This window comes from Paraburkholderia ginsengisoli NBRC 100965 (genome assembly GCF_000739735.1).
Lineage (GTDB): Bacteria > Pseudomonadota > Gammaproteobacteria > Burkholderiales > Burkholderiaceae > Paraburkholderia > Paraburkholderia ginsengisoli.
In genome coordinates, this window is sequence record NZ_BBJF01000020.1 from 1 (window position 1) to 21328 (window position 21328).

Below are 21328 nucleotides of genomic sequence, written 5' to 3' on the forward strand. Positions count from 1 at the left end.
TGCCGCCCCGCACAGGGGCAACGCTAACAGACCACCGTGAAATCAAGGAAAGGCCAACACCGGGAGAACCCAGACAATAGGCGCCGCACAGGCAAAAAAACCTCACTCCCGACTAGCAATAGCCCGCCGCCCTTCATCGCCGCCGGCAGCAGAACCTTCCCCGCCATCCGCCGTCTGCGACCCCTGCGTCCCCCAAACCACCGCATTATCAACCGCATACAAGCGACAAGGATCCGAACTTTGCTTCTGGCAATTAGCAACCGCCACCGACATCGGATCATCCCCGCCTTCAGCCCAGGACCACGCCCCCGAGTCCGACACCGCAAACGCGCGACTCGGATACTGATGCAAAAAATTACGATACCCATTGCGCCCGGCTTCATCGACGAACGGTACGGCATCCACCGCGTCGACGGCAGCGAAGCCGCTCGCCTTCGGCAGCGACGGATCGGCCACCCGGTACTGCACGCCGGTCGGCATCCCCACACGAGCGAGGAACGCCTCGACGGCCGGCCACCACACATGCACACCATCGCGATCGCCGACCAGCCGATGCGCGTCGTTCTTGTAGTTGCCGAAATCCACCATCTTCGCGCTCGCGCCGTGCGCGCCATACGCCGCGTACATGCCGGCCACCAGCGGCGTGTTCCAGACCGAATCGTTATCGCCGTACATCCACAGCGACGGCACGGTGGTCTTCTCACCATACGCGCCGAATGCGCGCGTCAGGTTGCCCTGCCAGTCGGTGCAGGCATCCTGACGCAAGCCGCCCGAGAAATTGATCAGCGCGCGCACGCCCGGCGCCGCTTCGGTGCCGTACGCGATCGTCGCGAGACCGCCGTGCGAAGTGCCGGCCACGACAATATGTGTCGCGTCCACATAAGGCTGCTTCGACATGTAATCGATCGTGGCCGCGACGTCGCCGGCCTGGCCCATGCCGTTGCGTTCGACGTCGCAACCGTCCTGCTCGTACACGCCGTCCGAGCGGCCGAAGCCCTGGCGGTTCGGCGCGACCACCACGTAGCCGCGTCGTACGAATTCGCGTGCGAGCGGCAGCGGGTTGCTGCGCTCCTGCGTACGCGGATCGCCGGGAATCTTGCCGTGGTTGAACACGATCATCGGGAACGGGCCAGCGCCGTCCGGCTTATAGATCGTCGTTTCGAGCGTGACGGTGCCGGCGGAGTCGACCGGCACGCGAATGATCCGTTCGTTCAGACGCGCGGTGGGCAGGTAGACGTCGTCGTCGAGCGCAATGCGCGGCACGTGTGCGCGTGCCAGCGGTCCCGCCTGCGGTTCGGCATAAGTCGGCGCGAGCGGATCGGCGTGCGCGATTGCGACAGCGCATGCAGCCGCTGCACAGATCACCGCACACTTCGTCAGAACCTTGCTGAACACCATTGACGCACCTGCCTCAAAGACCTGCCCTGAACACCGTGATGTCTGCTTGCCGGATTAATCGCTGACGTTTTCCTTTCGTCCGCATTTTCGACAAACAAAAACACACTCGCGTACGCAATGCGCCAAGCGCACGCACGCAATCGAGATCGCACGGGATGAACCCAAACGGCCGACGCGACCCCACGCGCCGATGATGAGCGCCACACCTGCTGCCGGAGCCGCCGCCGCATCCACACTGTCTGGTACGCGGCAGGGCTTCCTGCGCATTTTGCGGAGCCGGTGTCGACCCGCTCTCGCAACGTGACGTCATGAAGCTACGGCCTCATCCTGGCACGACAATTTTGTTTTGTGCAATCAAGGAGAACCCGCGCCGAAAAAATTGCCGCCTGCGTTTCAGGCTAGTGCGGCGCCGCTGGAAAGGCCTCGGCTACCGCATGGCTACGTGGTGGCAGGAGAAGGACCGGATGAGTGCCGGATCAAGCGACGCGCGCTTCGCATGCGTGCTGTGGTGCCGAGCCAACACGAAAAAAAGGCCCTGCAATGAGGGCCTTATATGATCGCGACGCAATCCGCGCCGCTGCGTCGTGAAAGGTCTGGAAAGGTTCGCGCGTTGCGTGCGGTTCGCTATCCTCTACTCGCTGACGTCGCCGTCGATATAGCGCCAGCGGCCGTCGTCGCCGCGCGCGAAGCGGCTGAGTTCGTGCAGCCGGTGCGCCCGCCCGCCCACCTTGTATCGCGCAACGAATTCGACGCTCGCGTGATTCGCGTCGGTTTCAGCGAAGGCTTTGATCTGCAGTCCGAGCCAACGCGGCGCGTCGGGCGCCGCGGGGTCCGCGTCGAGATCGGCGGGGCAGGTGTGCGGAGCCCAGGTGGCGCGCAGATAATCCGTTGCACCGACCACATACGCGCTGTAACGCGAGCGCATCAGTTCGAGTGCACGCGGCGCCGCTTCGCCGCCGTCGATATAACGGCCGCAGCATTGCGCGAAGCGAGGCGCTTTGGCGCCGCTGCGCTGCCCTGGCGCGGCGCCGCCGCAGGGGCAGGCGGAAGGTCTTTGCATCGATAACAATGGCTTATTCATTAAGCGTTCACCGAAGACCGCGTGCGATCAAAATTTTCTGGATGTCGCTGGTGCCTTCGTAGATCTGGCACACGCGCACGTCGCGGTAAATCCGCTCGACCGGGAAGTCGCTCAGATACCCATAGCCGCCATGAATCTGCAAAGCCGCCGAACAGATCCGCTCGGCCGCTTCGGACGCGAACAACTTGGCCATCGCGGCTTCGGTGAGGCATGGCTGGCCGGCATCCTTCAATGATGCGGCGTGCCAGATCAATTGACGCGCGGCTTCGAGTTGCGTCGCCATGTCGGCGAGACGGAACTGCACGGCCTGGTGCGAAAAGAGCGGCACACCGAAGCTCTCGCGTTCCTTCGCATAACTCAACGCGGCCTCGAACGCGGCGCGCGCCATGCCGACGCTTTGCGCGGCGATACCGATGCGGCCGCCTTCAAGTCCCGATAGCGCAATCCGATAACCTTCGCCTTCCGCGCCGATCAGGTTCGCGGCCGGCACGCGGCAGTCTTCGAAAACGATCTGCGCGGTATCCGACGAATGCTGACCGAGCTTTTCTTCGACGCGCGCAACGACATAGCCCTTCGTGCTGGTCGGCACGATGAATGCGCTGATGCCGCGCTTGCCCGCAGCTTTGTCGGTGACGGCCATCACGATGGCAACATCGCCGTTCTTGCCGCTCGTGATGAACTGCTTGACGCCGTTCAACACGTACGCGTCGCCGTCGCGGGTGGCGGTGGTGCGCAGCGCGGACGCGTCGGAGCCGGCCTGCGGTTCGGTCAGGCAGAACGCGCCGAGCATGTCGCCGCGCGCGAGCGGCGTGAGCCAGTCGCGTTTCTGCGCGTCGTTGCCGTAGGTCAGCAGGATGCTGCACACCGGGCAGTTGTTCACGGAGATTGCCGTCGACGTGCCGCCATCGCCCGCCGCGATCTCTTCGAGGATCAGCGCGAGCGCCAGCGCGTCCATGCCGGCGCCGCCGTACGCTTCGGGCACCAGCACGCCATACGCGCCAAGCTCGGCGAGTTGCCGGTGCACGTCGCGCGGAAAGGTGCGCTCGCGGTCCCACGCCGCCGCATTTGGCGTAATCGCGTCGCGCACGAAGATGCGCAGCGCGTCGCGAACCATGACGTGATCCTGATCAAGCACCATGGACGTCTCTCCTCACCAGTCGAGCTGCGTGCCGTCGTATTGATAGAAGCGGCCGTTGAACGCGTCGCGCGCGGCCGCGGCCTGCGCGAGCACGTTACGCATGCCGGTGACGCTGCGCGCGGGGTCGATCGCCGCCTGGGCGCCCCCCATGTCGGTGCGCACCCAGCCCGGATGCAGCGACACGCAGGTCGCGCGCCGCGCTTCGAGCGACGCGAGCTTCAGCGCGTCGTTCAGCGCCGCCTTGCTCGCGCGATACAACCAGCCGCTCGTGCCGCCCGGCTCGGCGATGCTGCCCATCTTGCTGGAGATCACCGCGAACACGCCGCCCGCTTCTTCGACGAGCGGCAGCAGAATCGGCATCAACTGCATCGGACCGCGCACGTTGGTGTGCATCACGTGATCGAAGTCTTCGGCGGTGATCGTCTCGATGCTGTCGGTGCGCGGGCCGTACACGCCCGACACCAGAATCGCCGCGTCGAGCCGCTCGCCGTCGAGCTTCCAGCCGAGCGCGGCGATTTCCTCGGGCGCGGTCACGTCGACCGCGAAGGTTTCCGCGCCGAGTTCGTTCAGCGCATCGAGCGCGGCGCCGTCGCGCGCGGTGGCGAGCACCCGCCAGCCGCTATGCCGGTACTGCCGTACGAATTCCTGGCCGATGCCGCGCGACGCACCGACGATCAACACTGTCTTCATCGAATACCTCAATCCTTTGAACGCTGCCCCAGATGCACTGTTGGCGATGACTTGCGCGTCAAACCATTTCGACGCCCATCGCGGTCGCTTCGCCGCCGCCGATGCACAGCGTCGCGACACCGCGTTTCAGGCCGCGCTTTTTCAGCGCGCCGATCAGCGTGACGAGAATGCGCGCGCCCGATGCGCCGATCGGATGGCCGAGTGCGCAAGCGCCGCCGTTCACGTTGACCTTTTCGTGGGGCAGGTGGTGTTCCTTCATTGCGGCCATCGTCACGACCGCGAACGCTTCGTTGACCTCATACAGATCGACCTCGTCGGCGCGCCAGCCGTTCTTCTCGAACAGCTTGCGAATCGCGCCGACCGGCGCAGTGGTGAACTTCGCCGGCTCCTGTGCGAAGGTCGAGTGGCCGACCACACGCGCGATCGGTTCGACGCCGAGCCGCTTCGCCGTCGATTCGCGCATCATCACGAGCGCGGCGGCACCATCGGAAATCGACGACGAGTTCGCCGCCGTCACCGTGCCGGTTTTGCTGAACGCGGGCTTGAGCGTCGGGATCTTGTCGAGGTTCGCCTTGAACGGCTGCTCGTCGTGATCGATCGTCACGTCGCCCTTGCGGCTCGCCACTTTGACCGGCGCGATTTCCCACGCGAACGAACCGTCTTCGTTTGCGCGCTTCGCCCGGTTCAGCGACTCGACCGCGAACGCGTCTTGCGCCTCACGCGTGAAGTCGAACGACGCCGCGCATTCCTCGGCAAACGTGCCCATCAGCCGGCCTTTTTCATACGCGTCTTCGAGGCCGTCGTAGAACATGTGGTCGATCACCTGGCCGTGACCCATGCGCATGCCGCCGCGCGCCTTCGGCAGCAGATACGGCGCGTTCGTCATGCTCTCCATGCCGCCCGCGACGATCACGTCGACCGACCCCGCAGCCAGCATGTCGTGCGCGAACATCGCCGCGCGCATGCCGGAGCCGCACATCTTGTTGACCGTCGTGCTGCCGGTGCTCAGAGGCAAGCCCGCGCCGAGCGCTGCCTGGCGCGCGGGCGCCTGGCCGAGGCCGGCGGGCAGCACGCAGCCCATCACGACTTCGTCGATCTGCTCGGGCTTGAGGCCCGCGCGCTGCACCGCGGCTTCGATTGCCGCCGAGCCGAGTTGCGGCGCGGTGAGCGACGCGAAGTCGCCTTGAAAGGCCGCCATCGGCGTGCGCGCGGCACTCACGATGACAATCGGATCGACGTTACTGGCGTTCATGTTTGTCTCACTCATGTTTAAGCTCCTTGATCACACCTTCGACGATCGCCGGCACGTCGCCGAGCTGCGCCGCATCGGCGGCGATCACGTCGTTGTCCGCCTTGTGCACACCGCCCGCCGACACGGCCGCCACGCACTCCCTGTAAGTCGCGTCGAGCGCGGCCGCGTCGCCGATCGTCATGCCGAGGTTGCGCACCTTGCCGTCATGCACGCCGTACGCCCAGCCGTGCACGGTCAGTTCCTGGCCGCGCGCCCACGCGTCGTTGACGATGGTGGTGCGACACACGTTCACCACCTGTTCGATCGTATTCAGTTCCACCAGCCGCCGATGGCGCGCTTCACCGAGCGGCCATTCCTCGATCAGCGCGGCGTGCTTCGCGCGCACGTCCTGCACGTGCGCGAGCCAGTTGTCGGCGAGGCCCACGCGGCGGCCGTGCAGCGCCGCGGCAACGCCCGAGCAGCCGTAGTGGCCGACCACCATGATGTGCTTGACCTTCAAAAGATCGACGGCGAACTGGATCACCGACAGACAGTTCAGATCGGTATGCACGACCACGTTGGCGATGTTTCTGTGCACGAACACTTCGCCCGGCGGCAAGCCGATGATCTGGTTGGCCGGAACGCGCGAATCGGAGCAGCCGATCCACAGATATTCCGGCGCCTGCTGATGCGCGAGGCGCGAGAAGAACTCGGGGTCTTCGGACAGCTTGCGGGCGACCCACGCGTCGTTGTTGTCGAACAGATGCGAGAGCGGGTGGGAAGAGTTGGAAGCGTTTGTGTTCATGGTGCGTCGGGTAGTGGCTCGACCGTTAAGCGGTCGATGTCGTGACATAAGGTTGGGGACGATGCGTTCAACGAAGCGGGTGGCGCAGGCGCTTCACGCCGCGCGCACGCTGCGCTCGTCGGTCGGCGCGTCGGGTGCATTCGGTGCATCCGGTGAAGCCGATGCCGACGACGCTGCATCGGCAAAGCGTTCCGGATAACGGATGCAAAAGCGTTCGTTGCTGTCGTACGGGAAAAAGTCGGGCAGTTCGCCTTTCAATAGATGATCTTTGTGCCGTTGCCATAGCGCAGGATCGAAGAAGTCCGCGTGATGCTGCATGAAGGAGCGGCGCACGCGTGGGTCGCCGAGCAGAAACGTGCCGTACGTCTCCGGGAAAATGTCGTGCGGGCCGACCGAGTACCACGGCTCGCCCGACATTTCGTCCTCCTCGTTACGTGGCGCCGGCACCGCGCGCACGTTGCAGTCGGTCAGATATTCGATTTCGTCGTAGTCGTAGAACACCACACGGCCATGACGCGTCACGCCGAAGTTCTTGTACAGCATGTCGCCGGGGAAGATGTTCGCCTGCATCAACTCTTTCACCGCGTTGCCGTATTCCTTGATGCCGTGTTCGACGTCGTCGTCGTTGCCGTTTTGCAGGAACAGGTTGAGCGGCACCATGCGGCGCTCGATGTACATGTGACGGATCACCAGATTGTCGCCCTCGTATTCGAGCAGCGACGGCACTTCCTTTTCGAGTTCGCGTACGAGCGCTTCGTCAAGCCGCGCCACCGGCAACGCAACGCTCGAATATTCGAGCGTGTCGGCCATGCGGCCCAGCCGATCGTGCCGTTTGACGAGCTGATACTTCGACTGGATCTGCGCGCGCGTGGTTTCTTTCGGCGGCGGGAAGTTGTCCTTGATGAGCTTGAACACGTACGGGAACGACGGCAGCGTGAATACCAGCATCACGAGCCCCTTGATGCCGGGCGCGATGATGAACGGGTCGCTGGAATGCGACAGGTGATGCAGCAGATCGCGGTAGAACAGATTCTTGCCCTGCTTCTGCAAACCGACCGACGTATAGATCTCCGCCTTCGGTTTGCCCGGCATGATGGTGCCGAGAAATTCGACGTAAGCGGACGGCACTTCCATGTCCACGAGGAAGTACGAATGCGAGAAGCTGAAGATGATCAGCAGTTGCTCGCGCCGCAGCAGCACCGTGTCGAGCGCAAGCACGCCCGGCTTCACGTGACGCAGCGGCACGGCGAACGGCAGCAGCGCGTCGCCGTTGATGATGCGCCCGACGATATACGCCGACTTGTTGCGGTAGAACAGCGACGAGAGCACGTGAATCTGGAAGTTCGGCGCTTCGTCGAACACGCCGAACGCGTCGTGAATCGTCTGCATCACGCAGCTGACATCACGCGTCAGGTCCTCGAACGGCGGATCGAGCTGGAAGTTCGTGACGATGCGTTCGAGCGTCGCGGCGAGTCCATCCTTGCCGGGATAGTACGCGCGATAAGTCGGCTTCGCGGCGGGCTCGTCGTTCTCGATGTATTCGGTCGAGATCGCCGGGCGCACGAAAATGAAGTCGTTGTTGAAATACGAGCGGTGCAGAATCTTGCAGCACACCGAATTGAAAAAGGTTTCCGCGCACTCGGGCTGACGGTGCGTGGTCAACAGGCCGATGTAGTGCAGCTTGATCTGCTGCCACACTTCGCCGTCGATGTTCTCCGCGTCGTATTCGTCTTCGAGCAGTTCGACGCATTCGTCGACGCGTTCGTCGTACGAAGTGATGCGATCGCGCGCGAGCTTTTGCAGGCCGTGCCAGTCGCCGGCTTCGAAGAGCGTTTTCGCGTGGATCGCGGCGTCCCGAAAGATGCGGTAATGCCGGTCGAATCCTTCGAGCATCGTCTGGGCGACGTCAAAGCCGATTTGCGACGACAGCAGTTTGGGGAAGTGATTCATGTCGACCGTGCATTCGCCTCATGTCGTGAAGACACCCGTGATTGTATCGTCCGGGTGGGCTCGCGACGCATCGCGCCGCTCGGTTCGCGCCTGACCGCCTCGTGAGCGTTGTCAGGCGTTCGCCGACTTTCCGGCTATCTTCGCTCAATGCGCCGGCTTGGCAGTTCATCCGGCATGATTGGGCGACACAATTTGCAGCAAAAACATCTGCCTCGCGTGGCGTCACGCACGCTGCGCCACGTGGGGATCGGCGCTCAGGCAGGCCTGGCTTCTCGCTCGCCGCCATCGAGCAGCGCGCGCGCCTGCGCCTCGTACTGCGCGAGGTCTTCGAGCGTCGCGTTGAGGTCTTCCAGTTGACGCTCCAGCACTTCGCGATGACGCGCCACCGTGGCGAGGAACGCGTGCAATTGCGGCACGGTATCGGTCGGCGATTCATACACGTCCAGCAACTCGCGGATTTCCGACAGCGTGAAGCCGAGCCGTTTGCCGCGCAGCGTGAGTTTCAGGCGCGTCCGGTCGCGGCCCGAATAAACGCGCCGCAAGCCGCTCGACCCTTCGCGGCTCGGCGAGAGTAAACCCTGATCTTCGTAGAAGCGGATCGCGCGCGGCGTGACGTCGAATTCCCGCGCGAGCTCGGTGATTGTGTATTGCGTATTCATCGGTGCATCCCGTGGCCGGGCAGAAAATCGGATTGAACGATAGAATCGACGTTTACGTTATCGTCAACCTGAGTTGAGCGCAACCGTTGCTGTAGACATGGCGCGAGACGGCAGGAACACGCGTCACACGACGATGCCATAACCGCACCATAACCACGCCACAACCGCGCTGATCGGCATCGCACACCTCGCCATGCCGGTCGGCCGACGGAGGAAGACACGCCCCATGAATGCACTCGAACATCAGCTTCAATACCCATTCAACGACAGCCTGCCGGAGCCGGGCCACACGATGGAAGTCGCGCCCGGCGTGTTCTGGCTGCGCATGCCGCTGCCGTTCGCGCTCGACCACATCAACCTGTGGCTGCTGCGCGACGAGATCGACGGCAAGCAAGGTTGGACGGTGGTGGATTGCGGCATCACGTCGGACACGACCAAGCAGAACTGGGAGAGCGTGTTCGACTCGCTGCTCGACGGCCTGCCGGTGCTGCGCGTGATCGTCACGCATTGCCATCCGGATCACATTGGCCTCGCGCACTGGGTGTGCAGCGGTGGTGACAAGAAGCGCTGGGACGCGCGGCTGTGGATGACGCTCGGCGAGTACATGCAGGCCCGCGTGATGGCCGCCGGTGACGGTTCGAATGCAGGCGGCGAGGCGGCGGCGCGGCACTTCGCGCGGCACGGTCTGAACGATCAGGACTCGCTCGAAAAACTGCGCAATCGCAACAGCTATTACTCGAGCTTGGTGCCGGCGATTCCGGGGCAATACCGGCGCCTGCGCGAAGCCGACGGCGTGAAGATCGGCGGTCAGACGTGGACGGTGGTGACGGGCTTCGGCCATTCGCCGGAACACTGCGCGTTGCATTGCGAACAGACCGGCGTGCTGATCTCCGGCGACATGGTGCTGCCGCGCATCTCGACCAACGTGTCGGTGTTCGACATCGAGCCGGAAGGCACGCCGCTCGCGTTGTATCTGGAGTCGCTCGGCCGCTACGAGACGATGCCCGAGGACACGCTGGTGCTGCCGTCGCATGGCAAGCCGTTTCGCGGCATGCACACGCGCATCCGGCAATTGCGCGAGCATCACGACGCGCGGCTCGCCGAAGTCCGCGAAGCATGCGCGGCCAAACCGCAGAGCGCCGCCGACATCGTCCCGCTAATGTTCAAGCGCCAGCTCGACATCCATCAGATGACGTTCGCGCTGGGTGAAGCGCTCGCGCATTTGCATCTGCTGTGGCTCGCGGGCGAGTTGAAGCGCACCGAGGATGCGGACGGTGTGATCCGGTTTTCCGCGTGATGAGAGAAGAGATCGTTTTGATCTTTAAATAAAAAAAGCCCGGTCATACGAACCGGGCTTTTTTCTGTGTACCTTCGGGCGAGCCGTGAATTACTGCACTGCGACCGTCCCAAAGTTCACCCGCCCAAACGGGCTCACGTGATAACCGCTCACGTTCGTGCGGGTGATCGCCGAGGCGGTCGGATAACCCAGCGGAATCCACAGCGCCTGATCGTGGATGATCTGCTGCGCCTGCTCATACGTCTTGGTGCGCTTGGCCTGGTCCGGCGTGGCCTTGCCGTCCGCAATCAGCTTGTCCAGATCCTGATCGCAAAAGCGCGCGAAGTTGATCCCTGACTTCACCGCGTTGCAACTGAAGAGCGGCGACAGATAGTTGTCCGGATCGCCGTTGTCGCCGGCCCAGCCCATGAACAGCGAGTCGTGCTGACCCTGCTTGGCCTGCTTGATCAGCTCGCCCCATTCGATCACCTTCACGTCCGCCTTCACGCCGATCTTCGCGAAGTCGGCCTGCAGCAATTCGGCGCCGGCCTTCGGATTCGGGTTCAGCACACTGCCGTTCGGACGCACCCAGATGGTCGTTTCGAAGCCGTTCGGATAGCCCGCGTCGGCGAGCAGTTTCTTCGCCTTCGCCGGATCGTACGGCCAGCCCTTGATCGACCTGTTATAGCTCCACGTGTTCGGCGGATAGGGGTTCGTGGCGGGCGTCGCGGTGTTGTCGAACACGGTCTTCAGATACGTGCTGCGATCGAACGCCATGTTCAGCGCGGCCCGCACCTTCTGGTTGTCGAGCGGCTTCTTCTGCGTGTTCAACGCGACGAACGCGGTCATGAAGGCCGGCGTCTGCACGATCGCGAGCGACTTGTCGTTCTTCGCGTCGGCGAGATCCTGCGGCTTCGGCGACAGCGCGATCTGGCATTCGCCCGCTTTCACTTTCTGCGCGCGCACGGTGGCGTCCGGCGTGATCGCGTAGATCAGGCGGTCGATCTTCGGCTTGGGCCCCCAGAAGGTCGGGTTCACGTCGTAGCGGATCACCGCGTCTTTCGTGTAGCTCTTCAGCACGAACGGGCCGGTGCCGATCGGCTTCGCGTTCAGATCGGTCTGCTTGCCGGCCTTGAGCAACTGGTCGGCGTATTCGGCCGAATAGATCGACGCGAAACCCATCGTCAGGATCGGCACGAAGGTCGCGTCCGGTGTGTTCAGTTCGAACTTGACGGTGTTCTCGTCTACCTTGCTGATCGACTTGATCAGCTTCGGCAGACCCATCGACTGTGCATGCGGGAAGCCGCTCGCGCCCGCCACCTTGTGCCACGGATTGCCGTCGTTGAGCATGCGGTCGAACGTGAAGACGACGTCGTCGGCGTTCAGTGCGCGGCTGGGCTTGAAGTAATCGGTGGTCTGGAACTGCACGTTCGGGCGCAGATGGAACGTGTAGGTGAGGCCGTCGGCGCTCACGTCCCACTTCTCGGCCAGCGCCGGCACCACTTTCTTCGCGGCCTCGTCGTACGAGACCAGCGAGCTGAAGATCACGTCGGCCGACGCATTGGTCGTGACGAGCGAATTGAACTGCACCACGTCGAAGCCGTCCGGGCTCGATTCGGTACAGACGGTCAGCGGTTTGGCGAGCACGAGCGCGGGCGCCGTGAACAGTAGGGCGGCTGCGAGCAGTTTGAAGCGCATAGGTTCTCCCATAACGAGCGCAGTCAGTCGGTGCGTCTGGTTGTGTTATTCCGTTGACGAGGGACGGGCGTCGACGCCGCCCTGATTGTGATACGTTTCCGGCGCTCGCGCATGGGGCGGAGGGTCCGCGCCCACGTGCGCCGTGCGCCTTGGCGAAAGCTTATCGAAGGGAGATTACGGCGACAACAACATAATCCGCATATTCATATGGAGCCTCGCCGCCCGTGTTCATGCCGACGACGCGCGCCGCAGCAGATAGGCGACTCCGTCGATGGCGCGCACGCCGTACCACGACGCCATTTCTCCATCGATCAACTCGATGCGCTTGCCCGCCAGCCGCGGATCGCGGGCGAGCGCATCGCGATGCGTCGGCGTGAAGCGGTACGGTTCGCTTGAGAGCAGGATGCGATCGACTTGCGCCAGCCACGGCGCGTCATCGAAGTCGAGCATCGGATAGCGCGCTGCGCCCGCCACACCTCCGCGCGTATCGGGCAGCGTATGCCAGTTCACGAGCCGCAGCATCGCGGCGATGTAGGTGTCGCGCGCGACCGTCATCCACGGCTCGCGCCAGATCAGATACAGCACGTTTTGCGCGGCGAGCGTGTGCGCCCGCTCCATGGCTTCGCGCAGCCGCGCTTCGAGTCGCTCGTTGAGACTTTCAGCTTCCTGTGTGTGGTCGAAGATTGCGCCGAGCAGCGCGTACAGCGCGAGATTGTCCTGCGGGGTCTGCGGATGGGTGACGACGATGTGCGGCACGAACGCGCGCAATTGCTCGACGGTGTCGCGTTCGTTTTCGTCGATATTGACGATCAGATGAGTAGGGCGCAGAGCGCGAATCGCGTCCAGCTTGACGGCCTTGGTGCCGCCGACCTTGCGAATCTCGCGCACCTTGTCGTGCGGATGCACACAGAAGCCAGTGCGTCCGACGATCTGTTTGTCGAGTCCAAGCGCAAAAAGCGTTTCGGTGACGCTCGGCACCAGCGACACGATGCGCGCGTCGGCGCCCGCTGTTTCGTGCGCGACGCCGGCTGCATCGACCGCACGGGGCTGCATGATTTATTCGGCAGCGACGCGCGGCTTGCGCGGCGCGCGTTCGAACGCGCGGTCGTAGAGCCAGCGCGGCAGCACGTGCAGCAGCATCGCGACGATGCGCATTTGCCACGGGAACACCGCGAACGCCGTCTGCCGCTCGATCGCTTGCGCCACTTTCGTGGCGAACCGGTCGGCGTCCATCAGGAACGGCATGCTGTACGGGTTGTGCTCGGTCATCGGCGTGCGGATGTAACCCGGCGCAATGGTGACGACACCGACGCCCAGCGGCCGCATCTCGACACGCAACGCTTCGAGATACTTCAATGCGGCCGACTTCGACGCGCTGTATGCGCCCGAGCCCGGCAAGCCGCGCACACTGGCGACGCTGGCGATGCCGACCAGCGTGCCGCGCTTCGCGGCGATCATCGCGGCGGCGAACGGCTCGAAGGTGGCGACCATGCCGAAGTAATTGACGTCCATCACTTCGCGGAAGGTGCGCAGATCGCCCTGTCCGGTGACCGCGCCGCGACTGATGCCGGCGTTGGCGATCACGACGTCGGGCAAGCCGTGCTGCGCGATGAATTGCGCGGCCGCCTCGGCGAGCGCTTCGGCGTCGCGAACGTCGACGGAATAAAGAGAGACGGTGGTGTGCGGATGGGACTGCTGGAACGCGGCGAGCGCGTCACCGCGGCGGGCAATGAGGCCGATAATCGCGCCGCGCCGGGCGTACTCGTCGGCGAGCGCGAGGCCGATGCCGCTCGAAGCGCCGGTAATGAAAACCTTCAGCGGTGAACTCATTCCGGCGCCTCGTCTTTACATCTTCTTGGCGCGGACTTGCTGCACCAGGTAGTCGAGCACCTGGATCGTGCCCGGCAGGCTGTTGGTCGCGGCCGGGCCGGTTTCATACTTGCCCTGCACGGCGAGCGTCGGCACACCGTCGATCTTGTACGAGTCGAGCATCTTCTTGTCCTTCTGCAACGCGCTTTGCGTCGAGAACGAGTTGTACGCTTCCATGTACTTCTTCGGATCGACGCCGAGCTTCGCGAGGAATTTGCTCTGGTCTTCCGGCGTCAGCAGGTAGTTCTTGTTGACGTGGATTTCGTTGAAGATCTTCGGCGTGAGTTCGTTCACGACGCCGAGTGCGTCGAGCGCGTGGAACATCTTCGAGTGCGGAATGAAGTCGTCGCGGAAAGCGACCGGCACGCGCTTGAACACGACGTCCGGACCCTGCTTCTTCGCCCATGCTTCGAGGTACGGGTTGAATTCGTTGCAGTGCGGGCAGCCGTACCAGAAGAACTCGATGACTTCGATCTTGCCGGCCGGCACGTCGGTCGGCTGCGCCGAGGCCAGCACGGTGTAGTCCTTGCCCGAGACGGGCGCGGCCGGCGTTGCCTGCGCCGTGGCGGCAATGAGGCCCAGCGAGAGGAACAGAATGCTCAGCAGTTTTTTCATGTTGTGTTGACCCAGGTAGGCGTAAAACGGTGGCGCCACGCAAATGCCCGTCACCGTTGCGCAGATTCGGCATTGAACGTTGCAGCTGTCCGACGTGTTGTGACACGCGCCGCGCATCGATAGTTTCGATGACCGCGCGTGGCAACGATTACCGTTTGTTTATTGTTTGGTGAAGCGGATCACGGCGGTATCCACGCCCGCGTCCGACAGACGCTGACGGCTCGAATTCATGTCCTCGAACTTCGAGAACGGACCGATGCGCACGCGATAGTACGTCACGCCGCCCGCGTCCCGCTGGGTGACCTTCGACTCGAAGCCCTGGAACGCGAGACGCGCGCGCTGCTGTTCGGCATCCGCTGCCGTCTTGTATGCGCCCACTTGCAGGAAGTAGCCGGTGTTCGCGTCGCCCGGCGCCGGTGCCGCGCTTGCGCCCGGCTTGGCGGCGTTGGCGGTGGCCGGGGCCGAGGTGCTCTTCGGCGCGGAGCCCGCCGCGGTCGCGGCCGGCGCGCTCGTGGCTTGTGGCTTCTTCGCCGGAGCGGGCACGGCTGCCGTGCCGGTGCCGTTATCCTGCGCAGGCTTCGGCGCGACGGCGGTGCCGTTCGCATTGCCCGCCGACGGCGGCACTTCGACGATCTGCGGTTCTTCGAGCATGCCCGACTGGGTCTGCGAATTGGTCTGGCCCGGCGCGGTGTTCGGCGGCGCCGGTTGCGCGGCCTGCGGCACCGGCTGGCCCGGCGTCTTGCCCTGCAACGGACGGTTCGGATCGTATTGCGCGGCGCTCGCGCCGGCGTCGGACGCCGCGGGCGGCGCCACCTTCGACACGAACGGCGTAGGTGCACGGGTGATATACAGCGCCACCACTACCGCGATCGCAAGGCCGACGATCAGGCCCAGCACGATGCCGAGAAAAGTCCCCCCGGTTTGTTTCGATTGCTTTGTTGTGCGGCGTGGTTTTGCCATCGTACGAATCACCTGCAAAAAGAATCCAGGAACGGCCGTCGATTATAACGACGGCCGCGTGCATGTTGCGCCGGAGGAGTTACATCTTGACGGGAGCGGAGACGCCGATCGTCGCGAGACCGTTGGCCAGCACCTGGCGCGTGGCCGCGAGCAGCGCAACGCGTGCATTGCGTTCGGCCGCATCGTCGACCAGCACGCGTTCGGCCCGGTCATTGTAGAACGAGTGGAATTCGCCCGCGAGGTCGCGCAGGTAGAAAGCGACCGCGTGCGGCGCGAGTTCGTCGGCCGCGTGTTGCAGCATGTCCGGGAATTCGGCGAGCTTGTTCAGCAGGGCCATCGCGCGTTCGCTGGTGAGCGGCGCCACGTCCACGCTGGCGAGCGTGCTCTCGTCCGTGCTGTAGCGCGTCTTGCATTCGGCGATCACCGAGCAGATCCGGGCGTGCGCATACTGCACGTAGTGCACCGGATTTTCGTCGTTCTGCTTCAGCGCGAGGTCGATGTCGAACACGAATTCCGTGTCCGCTTTGCGCGAGATCAGGAAGAAGCGCACGGCGTCGCGGCCGCGGCGAATTGTTTCCTCGTCGATCAGATCGACGGCCGCTTCCGAACCCGGCGTCGCGCCGCCCGACCATTCGATCAGATCACGCACCGTCACGTAGCTGCCGGCACGCTTGGAGATCTTCACCTCTTCGCCGTTGCGCATCACCGTGACCATCTTGTGCAGGATGTAGTCGGGATAGCCCTTCGGGATGCCGATGCCGAGACCTTGCAGGCCGGCGCGCACCCGCGCGATCGTGCCGTGGTGGTCCGAGCCCTGGACGTTGATGACCTTGGTGAAGCCGCGTTCCCACTTCGCGACGTGATAGGCGACGTCCGGCACGAAGTACGTGTAGGTGCCGTCGGTCTTGCGCATCACGCGGTCCTTGTCGTCGCCGTCGTCGGTAGTGCGCAGCCACAGTGCGCCTTCCTGCTCGTAGGTCTTGCCGGCGGCGATCAGCGCCGCGACGGTCTTCTCGACCCGGCCTTCCGAGTACAACGACGACTCCAGATAGTACTGGTCGAACTTCACGCCGAACGCCTGCAGGTCCATGTCCTGCTCGCGGCGCAGATACGCGACCGCGAAGCGGCGGATCGCCTCAAGATTCTCGACATCGCCCGCGCCGGTGACCGGCTCGCCGTCGCTCGCGGCCACCGTGGCGCCGTTCAGATAATCTTTCGCGATGTCGGCGATGTACTCACCGTTGTAGGCCGAAGCCGGCCAGCCTTCGTCGCCGGGAGCGAGGCCGCGCGCGCGTGCCTGCGTGGACAGCGCGAGCGTGTGGATCTGCACGCCCGCGTCGTTGTAGTAGAACTCGCGGTGCACGTCCCAGCCTTGCGAAGCGAGCACGTTCGACAGCGCGTCGCCGAGCGCGGCCTGACGGCCGTGGCCGACGTGCAGCGGACCGGTCGGATTGGCCGACACGAATTCGATCAGCACGTGCTTGCCGGCGTCGCGTTGCGAGCGGCCGAAGGTCTCTTTCTCGGCGAACACGGCGGCGATCACCGCCTGCTTGGCCGCAGCGGTGAGGCGCAGGTTGATGAAGCCGGGGCCGGCGACTTCGGCGGCTTCGACGAGACCCTGGGCTTGCGGCTGCGCGAGCAGCGCGTCGACGATCTGCTGGGCCAACTGGCGCGGATTGGCGCGCAGCGGCTTCGCGAGTTGCATCGCCACATTGCACGCGACATCGCCGTGCGCGGCGACCTTCGGGCGTTCCAGCGTGATGGTGGGCGACACGAAGGCGGCTTCGCTTGCGCCTTGCGTGGCGAGCGCGACCTGCTTCACGGTGTCGGCGAGCAGGGTTTCGAGGGTATGTTTATGTGCGGGCAGCATGCTTGTTGCGAGTCCAGTGAGGCAATCCGGTGATGCGGAAGAGGCGCCGGCCGCGCGGCTGGCGCGGCCGATTCGTCAGAAGCGTGGAAAGCGGCGAGGCGCCTGGCGCGGCTTTTCGGTGCGCCGGGCGCAGCGTGAGCGCATCGGGCACGTTGTCTGCAACGCGGTAAGCGGTGCACGGCAACTTGCAGCGGCCTTGGCTGCCACGGCATGCGCGGTTGCGGCCGACCGGCCCGGCCGCGCTGCTTGCGCTTCGCCTCGCGCGGCGCAGGGCGGCGCGCTTTTCCGTCCAGACGGATTTTAGCAGGTGCTAATATGTTCAATGAGATGCCCAGCAAGGGCCGTGGCCGCCGCGACTGACCGGCGCGTTGCCGTGACGATCGCGTAACGCGCGCCGGCAGCCGCGTTCGGGCTGCTCGCGCGTCGATCCAACATAACGAAAAAGGGAACAGTCATGCTGATTACTTTCAAATGCCGCGCCTGCCCAGACGTGATGATGCTGGAGAACCTGGCTCAGTATCTGGTCGGCATTGTCGGCAAGCGCCTTGGGGAGCGGGGCGTCATCACTCACGACGAACTGGCCCCGGCCATCCAGAAACTTGAAGCCGCGATCACCTTCGATAAACAGGAACGCGCCGAGCACGACGGTCACTTCCACGAAAACGAAGAAGGCTACGAGCATCACGAGATTCCGCCGGGGCTCGCGCAGCGCGCGTATCCGTTCCTCGACATGCTGCGCGCGGCGCAGAAGGTAAACGCAGACATTGTTTGGGGTCTGTGATTCCCCGCATGCCGCGTTAGCGCGAGTGCCGAGGCAGCAACAACGCCCGGCCGCGTAAAAGCTGCGCACCAATGAAAAGAGCCCGCTCAACGCGGGCTCTTTGTCTTTGCAACGGTCGAAGCGGCCGTGCGGCTTACTAGCTGGCGGCGTTCGCCGGCGCGGCGGCGGGAGCCGATGCGCCTTTCTTCGTCTTCTGCTTCTTCGGCTTCTTGACGTGCTTCACGACCGGCGGCGAATACGAACTGACCGCGCTGGAGCCGCCCGGCGCAGCGGGCTGGGCCAGCGCCGCCGAGGCGCCCACGGCAAGCGAAACAGCAGTCAATAACAGCGCCAGCTTTTTCATACGATTTTCTCCGTTGACGATTGCAATTAGATAAGCCGACGCGTTTTGGCCGCGCCTGGCGGGATGGAACCGACCCAGTCTACAAAGCCGAAAATTACGTTGCCGCAAATATTCAGTCTTTCAGACCCGATATAGTGGGTTTCCCGCCACAGGGCTCATTCAAAGCAACGGCGCCAACGCCCGCTCGGCATCCTGCTTCGACAGCGACATGCGCTGCGCGTAGTCTTCGAGCTGGTCCTGGCCGATCTTGCCGACCGAGAAATACGTGCTTTCCGGATGCGCGAGATAGAAGCCCGACACGCTGGCCGCAGGCAGCATCGCGAGGGACTCGGTCACGCTCATGCCGATCTCGGTGGCGTGCAGCACGTCGAACATGTCGCGCTTCACCAGGTGATCCGGGCAGGCCGGGTAGCCCGGTGCCGGACGAATGCCGCGATACTTTTCGGCGATCAGCTCGTCGTTGGCGAGGGTTTCGGTGTTCGCGTAGCCCCACAGGTCGCGCCGCACGCGTGCGTGCAGCGCTTCGGCGAACGCTTCGGCGAAGCGGTCGGCGAGCGCCTTCAGCATGATCGCGCTGTAGTCGTCATTATCCTTTTCGAACTGCTTTTCCTTCACGTCGACGCCGAGACCCGCCGTCACCGCGAACATGCCGATGTAGTCGGCCACGCCCGACTCCTTCGGCGCGATGAAGTCGGCGAGCGACCGGTTCGGCCGCATCACGCCGTCGACCACCGGCCGCACGCTTTGCTGGCGCAGATTGCGCCACGTGAGCGCGACTTCCGAGCGCGACTCGTCCGTATAGATCTCGATGTCGTCGTCGTTCACCGTGTTGGCCGGCAACAGCGCGATCACGCCGTTGGCCTGCAGCCAGCGCCCCTGGATCAGACGCGCGAGCATCGACTTGCCGTCCGAGAACACGCGGCGCGCCGATTCGCCGACGATCTCGTCGTTCAGGATCGCCGGATACGGACCCGCCAGGTCCCACGTCTGGAAGAACGGACCCCAGTCGATGTAGTTCGCGAGGTCGCTCAGATCGAAGTTCCTGAACACGCGGCGGCCGATGAACTTCGGCTTGACCGGCTGGTAGCTCGCCCAGTCGACCTTGGTCTTGTTCGCGCGGGCTTCGGCGAGCGTGACCATCGGCTGCGCTTTCTTGTTGGCGTGCTGATCGCGGATGCGGTCGTAGTCGGCCTTGAGTTCGTCGACGTATTTCGCCGCGCCTTCGTCGGACAACAGGCTCGACGCCACCGACACCGAACGCGACGCGTCCGGCACGTACACCACCGGACCTTCATAATGCGGCGCGATCTTCACGGCCGTATGCACGCGCGAGGTGGTCGCGCCGCCGATCAGCAGCGGAATCTTCTTCACGCGGAAATAGTCGTCGCGCTGCATTTCCGACGCGACATAGGCCATCTCTTCAAGGCTCGGCGTGATCAGCCCCGACAGGCCGATGATGTCCGCGCCTTCGACTTTCGCCTTCGCGAGAATGTCGTTGCACGAGACCATCACGCCCATGTTGACCACTTCGAAGTTATTGCACTGAAGCACCACCGACACGATGTTCTTGCCGATGTCGTGCACGTCGCCCTTGACGGTCGCGATGACGATCTTGCCCTTCGCGCGCACGTCGCCGCCGGCGGCGGCCGCCTGCTTCTTCTCTTCTTCGATGAACGGGATCAGATGCGCGACCGCCTGCTTCATCACGCGCGCCGACTTCACGACTTGCGGCAGGAACATCTTGCCCTGGCCGAACAGGTCGCCGACGATGTTCATGCCGTCCATCAGCGGCCCTTCGATCACGTTGATCGGGCGGCCGCCGGCTGCGGCGATCTTCGCGCGCACTTCCTCGGTGTCGTCGACGATGAAGTTGGTGATGCCATGCACGAGCGCATGCGACAGGCGCTTCTCGACCGGCTGGTTGCGCCACTCCAGGCTCTCTTCCTTCTTCGCGGCGCCGGTCTTGAACTTGTCGGCGATTTCGAGCAGGCGGTCGGTGCCGTCTTCACGACGATTCAACACCACGTCTTCCACGCGCTCGCGCAACTCCGGGTCGAGGTCCGCATACACGCCGAGCTGGCCCGCGTTGACGATGCCCATATCCATCCCCGCCTGAATCGCGTGATAGAGGAACACGGTGTGGATTGCCTCGCGTACCGGGTCGTTGCCGCGGAACGAGAACGACACGTTCGACACGCCGCCGCTCACCTTCGCGTACGGCAGGTTCTGCTTGATCCAGCGCGTCGCGTTGATGAAGTCGACCGCGTAGTTGTTGTGTTCTTCGATGCCGGTGGCGATCGCGAAGATGTTCGGATCGAAGATGATGTCTTCCGGCGGGAAGCCCACTTCGTTCACGAGGAAGTCATACGAGCGTTTGCAGATCTGCGTCTTGCGCTCGAAGGTGTCGGCCTGGCCCTGCTCGTCGAACGCCATCACGACGGCGGCGGCGCCGTAGCGGCGAATCAGGTTCGCGTGATGACGGAACGCCTCTTCGCCTTCCTTCAGCGAGATCGAGTTGACGATCGCCTTGCCTTGCACGCACTTCAGGCCCGCTTCGATCACTTCCCACTTCGACGAGTCGATCATGATCGGCACGCGCGCGATATCCGGCTCCGACGCGATCAGATTCATGAAGCGCACCATCGCCGCTTTCGAATCGAGCATCGCTTCGTCCATGTTGACGTCGATGACCTGTGCGCCGTTTTCGACCTGCTGGCGCGCGACGGCGATCGCATCGTCGAACTGGTCGTTCAGGATCATTCGTGCGAACGCTTTCGAGCCGGTCACGTTGGTGCGTTCACCGACGTTGATGAAGAGCGTCGCGGACGTGACGTTGAACGGCTCGAGGCCGGCAAGGCGCATGGTGTGATCGGTCATGGCGTATGTGCGAATCGATTGCTTGCGTTGAGATGCGGCGGGGTTGCGTCTTGGTTGCAGCTTAAGTGCATCTGTTGCGATGGCGCG

18 protein-coding genes are annotated in these 21328 nt (G+C 63.9%); 2 read left to right on the forward strand and 16 right to left on the reverse strand.

Annotated elements, in window-relative coordinates; genetic code table 11:
- Window positions 1–102: 102 nt before the first annotated feature.
- The 8 genes from BGI01S_RS24260 to BGI01S_RS24295 all read right to left on the reverse strand — a co-directional run bounded on the left by BGI01S_RS24260 (window position 103) and on the right by BGI01S_RS24295 (window position 8952).
- A complete protein-coding gene (locus BGI01S_RS24260) occupies window positions 103–1398 on the reverse strand; it encodes a dienelactone hydrolase family protein (RefSeq protein WP_042328643.1) in 1296 nt (431 codons plus the stop codon).
- Between the two features lie 631 nt (window positions 1399–2029).
- The gene (locus BGI01S_RS24265) at window positions 2030–2479 is read right to left on the reverse strand and encodes a YchJ family protein (RefSeq protein ID WP_042328644.1); all 450 of its coding nucleotides are present in this window, start codon (window positions 2477–2479) and stop codon (window positions 2030–2032) included.
- Between the two features lie 7 nt (window positions 2480–2486).
- Window positions 2487–3617 (reverse strand): acyl-CoA dehydrogenase family protein, encoded by a 1131-nt coding sequence (locus BGI01S_RS24270; RefSeq protein ID WP_042328645.1) that lies wholly within the window; start codon window positions 3615–3617, stop codon window positions 2487–2489.
- Between the two features lie 12 nt (window positions 3618–3629).
- On the reverse strand, window positions 3630–4307 hold the full coding sequence (locus BGI01S_RS24275; protein WP_042328646.1) for an SDR family oxidoreductase: 678 nt from the start codon (window positions 4305–4307) through the stop codon (window positions 3630–3632).
- Between the two features lie 58 nt (window positions 4308–4365).
- Window positions 4366–5574 (reverse strand): acetyl-CoA C-acetyltransferase, encoded by a 1209-nt coding sequence (locus BGI01S_RS24280; RefSeq protein ID WP_042328647.1) that lies wholly within the window; start codon window positions 5572–5574, stop codon window positions 4366–4368.
- Entirely contained in the window at window positions 5567–6343 is a 777-nt protein-coding gene (can, locus tag BGI01S_RS24285; RefSeq protein ID WP_042328648.1) for a carbonate dehydratase, read from the reverse strand. The genes BGI01S_RS24280 and can overlap by 8 nt, the downstream gene beginning before the upstream one ends.
- A gap of 93 nt (window positions 6344–6436) precedes the next feature.
- On the reverse strand, window positions 6437–8293 hold the full coding sequence (gene aceK, locus BGI01S_RS24290) for a bifunctional isocitrate dehydrogenase kinase/phosphatase (RefSeq protein ID WP_042328649.1): 1857 nt from the start codon (window positions 8291–8293) through the stop codon (window positions 6437–6439).
- 254 nt (window positions 8294–8547) lie between these two features.
- Window positions 8548–8952 carry a MerR family transcriptional regulator gene (locus BGI01S_RS24295; protein ID WP_042328651.1) on the reverse strand — a complete coding sequence of 135 codons (405 nt, stop codon included), beginning with the start codon at window positions 8950–8952 and terminating at the stop codon, window positions 8548–8550.
- A 226-nt stretch (window positions 8953–9178) separates the two neighbouring features.
- Between BGI01S_RS24295 and BGI01S_RS24300 the strand changes: the two genes are divergently transcribed.
- A complete protein-coding gene (locus BGI01S_RS24300; protein WP_042328652.1) occupies window positions 9179–10249 on the forward strand; it encodes an MBL fold metallo-hydrolase in 1071 nt (356 codons plus the stop codon).
- 90 nt (window positions 10250–10339) lie between these two features.
- On the opposite strand, the gene BGI01S_RS24305 is transcribed toward BGI01S_RS24300, so the two are convergent.
- The 6 genes from BGI01S_RS24305 to argS all read right to left on the reverse strand — a co-directional run bounded on the left by BGI01S_RS24305 (window position 10340) and on the right by argS (window position 17240).
- Window positions 10340–11926, reverse strand: a complete 1587-nt coding sequence (locus tag BGI01S_RS24305) for an ABC transporter substrate-binding protein (protein WP_042328653.1) — start codon at window positions 11924–11926, stop codon at window positions 10340–10342.
- A 228-nt stretch (window positions 11927–12154) separates the two neighbouring features.
- Window positions 12155–12979, reverse strand: a complete 825-nt coding sequence (locus BGI01S_RS24310; RefSeq protein WP_042328654.1) for a cobalamin-binding protein — start codon at window positions 12977–12979, stop codon at window positions 12155–12157.
- A 3-nt stretch (window positions 12980–12982) separates the two neighbouring features.
- Window positions 12983–13756 carry an SDR family oxidoreductase gene (locus BGI01S_RS24315; RefSeq protein ID WP_042328655.1) on the reverse strand — a complete coding sequence of 258 codons (774 nt, stop codon included), beginning with the start codon at window positions 13754–13756 and terminating at the stop codon, window positions 12983–12985.
- Between the two features lie 15 nt (window positions 13757–13771).
- On the reverse strand, window positions 13772–14410 hold the full coding sequence (locus BGI01S_RS24320) for a thiol:disulfide interchange protein DsbA/DsbL (RefSeq protein WP_042328777.1): 639 nt from the start codon (window positions 14408–14410) through the stop codon (window positions 13772–13774).
- 159 nt (window positions 14411–14569) lie between these two features.
- Window positions 14570–15388: an SPOR domain-containing protein gene (locus tag BGI01S_RS24325; RefSeq protein ID WP_042328656.1), complete on the reverse strand. Its 819-nt coding sequence runs from the start codon at window positions 15386–15388 to the stop codon at window positions 14570–14572.
- A 61-nt stretch (window positions 15389–15449) separates the two neighbouring features.
- Window positions 15450–17240 (reverse strand): arginine--tRNA ligase, encoded by a 1791-nt coding sequence (gene argS / locus BGI01S_RS24330; RefSeq protein ID WP_042328657.1) that lies wholly within the window; start codon window positions 17238–17240, stop codon window positions 15450–15452.
- A 454-nt stretch (window positions 17241–17694) separates the two neighbouring features.
- Between argS and BGI01S_RS24335 the strand changes: the two genes are divergently transcribed.
- Entirely contained in the window at window positions 17695–18021 is a 327-nt protein-coding gene (locus tag BGI01S_RS24335; protein ID WP_042328658.1) for a DUF1840 domain-containing protein, read from the forward strand.
- Window positions 18022–18157: 136 nt separating this feature from the next.
- Here BGI01S_RS24335 and BGI01S_RS24340 read toward each other — a convergent pair whose 3' ends face one another.
- Both BGI01S_RS24340 and metH read right to left on the reverse strand, forming a co-directional pair.
- Entirely contained in the window at window positions 18158–18364 is a 207-nt protein-coding gene (locus tag BGI01S_RS24340) for a hypothetical protein (protein ID WP_042328659.1), read from the reverse strand.
- A gap of 159 nt (window positions 18365–18523) precedes the next feature.
- Window positions 18524–21256 (reverse strand): methionine synthase, encoded by a 2733-nt coding sequence (gene metH, locus BGI01S_RS24345; RefSeq protein ID WP_255219777.1) that lies wholly within the window; start codon window positions 21254–21256, stop codon window positions 18524–18526.
- Window positions 21257–21328 lie beyond the last annotated feature (72 nt).